The organism is Actinoallomurus acaciae (assembly GCF_042429965.1).
Lineage (GTDB): Bacteria > Actinomycetota > Actinomycetes > Streptosporangiales > Streptosporangiaceae > Actinoallomurus > Actinoallomurus acaciae.
In genome coordinates this window covers 1-3,603 of sequence record NZ_JBHLZP010000691.1, presented here as the reverse complement: position 1 = coordinate 3,603, position 3,603 = coordinate 1, and the positions used below count along the sequence as shown (strand labels likewise).

General features: G+C 73.5%; 5 protein-coding genes. All 5 read right to left on the bottom strand.

Annotated features, from left to right (window positions below; all coding sequences use genetic code 11):
- A partial coding sequence (locus ACFFNX_RS45120; protein ID WP_378212442.1) for a P-type ATPase actuator domain-containing protein occupies window positions 1-911 on the bottom strand: 911 nt, incomplete at its 3' end.
- Window positions 908-1,141: a hypothetical protein gene (locus tag ACFFNX_RS45115; RefSeq protein ID WP_378212441.1), complete on the bottom strand. Its 234-nt coding sequence runs from the start codon at window positions 1,139-1,141 to the stop codon at window positions 908-910. The genes ACFFNX_RS45120 and ACFFNX_RS45115, both read right to left, overlap by 4 nt.
- Before the next feature lie 10 nt (window positions 1,142-1,151).
- Window positions 1,152-1,652, bottom strand: a complete 501-nt coding sequence (locus tag ACFFNX_RS45110) for a DUF5134 domain-containing protein (RefSeq protein WP_378212439.1) — start codon at window positions 1,650-1,652, stop codon at window positions 1,152-1,154.
- Window positions 1,649-2,659: a cytochrome c oxidase assembly protein gene (locus ACFFNX_RS45105; RefSeq protein ID WP_378212444.1), complete on the bottom strand. Its 1,011-nt coding sequence runs from the start codon at window positions 2,657-2,659 to the stop codon at window positions 1,649-1,651. Before ACFFNX_RS45105 ends, ACFFNX_RS45110 begins: the two co-directional genes overlap by 4 nt.
- 2 nt (window positions 2,660-2,661) lie before the next feature.
- On the bottom strand, window positions 2,662-3,603 hold a 942-nt coding region (locus tag ACFFNX_RS45100; protein WP_378212437.1), incomplete at its 5' end, for a Dyp-type peroxidase.

Below are 3,603 nucleotides of genomic sequence, written 5' to 3'. Positions count from 1 at the left end.
GTCGTGGTGCCCGCGGCGCCGTGGTCGCCGGGGCCGCATTCGACCGGAGTGCTCTCGCCGGTGAGCAGGTGGACGTCGACCGCCGAGCCGCCCTCGGCCACGACGCCGTCGGCGGGAATCCGCTCGCCGGGCCGGACCAGGAACCGTTGCCCGGCGCGCAGTTCGCCGATCGGCACCCGGCGGCCGTCCTCCAGCCGTACGTCCTTGGCGGCCAGCTCCGCCAGCCCGGTCAGCGCCGCCCCGGTGCGGCGCCGGGCCCGCGCCTCCAGGAAACGCCCGGCCGAGACGAACAGCGGCACGCCGACCGCCGCCTCCAGGTACAGGTGCGCCATCGCGCCGCCCGGCGTCGCGGTCCAGGCGAATGACATGCGCATGCCCGGCATCCCCGCGCCGCCGCCGAACAGGGCGTACACCGACCAGCCGAAGGAGGCGACGACGCCGAGGCTGACCAGCGTGTCCATGGTCACGGTGACGTGCCGCAGCCCGGCGACGGCACGCGCGTGGAACGGCCAGGCGCCCCAGACCACGACGGGTGCGGCCAGCGCGAGGCACAGCCACTGCCAGTTGCGGAACTGGAGTGCGGGGACCATCGAGCAGACGATCACCGGCACCGCGAGCAGGCACATGATCACCAGCCGGTCGCGCTCGGGGCCGCCGGACGGCGGGTCCTGCTCCGGTGCGGGCCCTGGTGTCTCGAGGCGTCCTCGGTAGCCCGCGCGCTCGACCGCCGCGAGCAGGTCCTCCGGCGGCACGGAGGTGGGATGGCTGACCCGCGCACGGCCCGTGGCGAGGTTGACCTCGGCGGTCACGCCCGCGATCCGGCCGAGCCGCTTCTCCACGCGCGCCACGCAGGCGGCGCAGGTCATCCCCTCGATGGTCAGGCCGGTCGAGATCAGGCCGGTGGTCGTCACGGCCGGCCTCCGCTCATGTCCATGCCCGGCATGCCGGGCATGTCGTTCGTACCGTGCGTGGCCGGTGCGGTCGGCGCGGGAGTCGTGCCGGGCGCCACGCGGTGCATGCCGGGCGCGACCGGCCCGGCGATCCGGCCGATGCCGAACGCGACGGCGAACAGCGCGGCCAGCAATATCGTGAAGCCCGCGAGCAACGGTGCCGCGCGGCCCTGTTCGTCATTCGGTGTCACAGTGAATCCTTCATCCGAGAGTGAGGAGCATGTAGCCCATGGCGATCGCGACGGCCATGTGGCAGGCGGCGTCCGCGGCCGGGCCGCGACGCGCGGTGAGCAGGACGCGGAAGGCCGAGACGGTCTCGCCGGCGAAGTAGGCGGCCAGCGCGAGGCTGATCCACCCGTACGCGCCGCCGGGGCCCATCGCCATGCCGGCCATGCCGCCCAGGTGACCCATGCCGGGGATCACGAACATGTACGCCATCGCGACCGAGCCGGTCACCGCGTGCAGGCGGTGCGGCCCGCGCGCCACCAGGCACCAGACGGCCGCCGCGAGGTAGACCACGACACCGGCCAGGCGCGGGATCGACCAGCCGACCGGGGCGAACATCGCGGCCATGCCCGCGCACATCAGCAGGTGCGCCGCGCGTACGGGACGGCCGGGCGAGTTCAGCCGGTACGCCTGACGACCCGCGGCACCGGCCATCACCGCGGCGAGCCCCCATCCCACGGCGGTCGCGAACGTCACGACGAACCCCCGGGCCGGTTCATGCGCGAGAGCAGCGCGTTGTAGGCGGCCAGCGCGGCCTCGTCCTCGTCCACGTCGCCGCTCGCCCGCAGCCGGTCGCGGTCGATCTCGCCGCCGGGCCTCTCATGGCCGGTACGGGCGAGGGCGGACTGGCGCGCCGACTCCAGGAACGCCCCGGCACGGCGGGCCTCCGGCGCGCGGTCCAGGAACCACATCGCGCCGACGACGAGCATCATCACGAACATCAGCCCGTCACCGCCGATCCACATCACCGCGCCACCGTCGTGAACGTCGGTGAGCGGGCCGGGCCCCCACGGCGGATGCATCCGCGCGTAGGACGGGAACGGCGGGTTGGTCGCCTGGAGCAGCACGATCCCGACGATGGTGTCGGCCGACATCCCCATGAACAGGCTGAACAGCCGCAGCGGGTAGGCCGTCGGCCGATGCGGGGAATCGGCGGTGAGTAGGCGGGAGAAGTACAGGTATCCCCCGCCGAGGTACAGCGCGCGCTCGACCACCATCAGCACCGGCGAACGCATCATGACGTCCATGAACGAGGTCAGGTGCACCCCGAACAGCACCGCCACGTACGCCGCCAGGCCCACCAGCGGCGACGTGAGGACGGCCACCGCCGGATGGCGGCGCACCGCGTCGAACCGGGGAACGACGCGCAGCAACAGCGTGGAGGGATGGCCCAGGCACAGCAGCCACGGCGCGAGCATGATCAGCATGAGGTGCTGGATCATGTGCACCCAGAACAGCCCGGCGTCGCCGTAGATCCCGGGGCTGCCCATGATCGCCGCGGCGACCATGCCCAGCCCGCCCGCGAAGCAGCCGGTCCGGGCCGCCGCCCACCGCCCGCCCCGGCGGCGCACCATCAGCACGGCTCCGAGGTAGGCCAGCAGCGCGACCACGAGCAGTACCGTGGTGACGGGCGCGAACCTCCAGGCGGCGAACGCCCGGCCCCAGCTCAGCGGGGCCGGCGTGTCACCCATCGGCATCGGCATGTTCACGACAGGGTCTCCATCAGCTCCTGGCCGAGGTAACGCCCGCCCCGGCAGCCGGGCGGCACGGCGAACAGCGCGCTGGACTCGTGCCGCAGGAACCGGCTCAGGTCATCGGCGCCGGACAGCCGCTGCTGGATCCGGGTGAACCCCTCCCGCGGGTCGGCCTGGAAGGCCATGAACAGCAGGCCGGCGTCCGGCGCGCCGTCGGGCCGGTACCCGTCGAAGTAGGAGAACCCCTTGCGCAGGATGGCCGCACCGTTGTTGGAGTGCGGGGACGCCTGCCGCACGTGCGCGCTCGCCCCGATCGCCAACGCACCGCCGGAATCCTGTTTCTCCAGGTCCAACGGCGTGAACTCGGTACCGCCGGACAGCGGGGCACCGGTGGCCTTACGCCGCCCGACGATCGCCTCCTGCCGGTCGCGCGGCAGGGCCTCCCAGTCCTCCAGCAGCATCCGGATCCGCCGGAACACCAGGTAGCTGCCGCCGCGCATCCACGCCGGGCCCGAAGCGAAGATCTGCTCGTCGAACCCGGGGTCGGACGGACGCGGATTCCCCGTGCCGTCCAGCTGCCCCATCAGGTTGCGGGGTGTCTCGTTCGACCCGGTCACCACGCCGTCGGCCGTACTGAAGCCGCTCATCTGCCAGCGCACCCGCACCGTCCCCCGGCCCAGCCGGGTCAGCGTGCGCAGCGCGTGCGCGACGACCAGGGCGTCATCGGCGGTGACCAGCACGCCCAGGTCGCCGTGGCTGCGGCTCCCGTCGATCTCATCGCGCGGGAACGGCGGCAGCGGGTCGAGCTCGCCCGGCACCGGTGCGCCGATTCGTCGCAGCATCGACGCGCCGAACCCGGCCGTGACCGTGACGGACGCGGGCCCGTAGCCGGCGGCGACCACGTCGTCGGCTACGGACGCGGGCCCGTAGCCGGCGGCGACCACGTCGTCGGC

What these genes read in the sequence shown, in the direction of transcription:
- ACFFNX_RS45105 (WP_378212444.1), bottom strand. Translation starts at nt 2,659, where the DNA reads ATGCCGATGCCGATGGGTGACACGCCGGCCCCGCTGAGCTGGGGCCGG.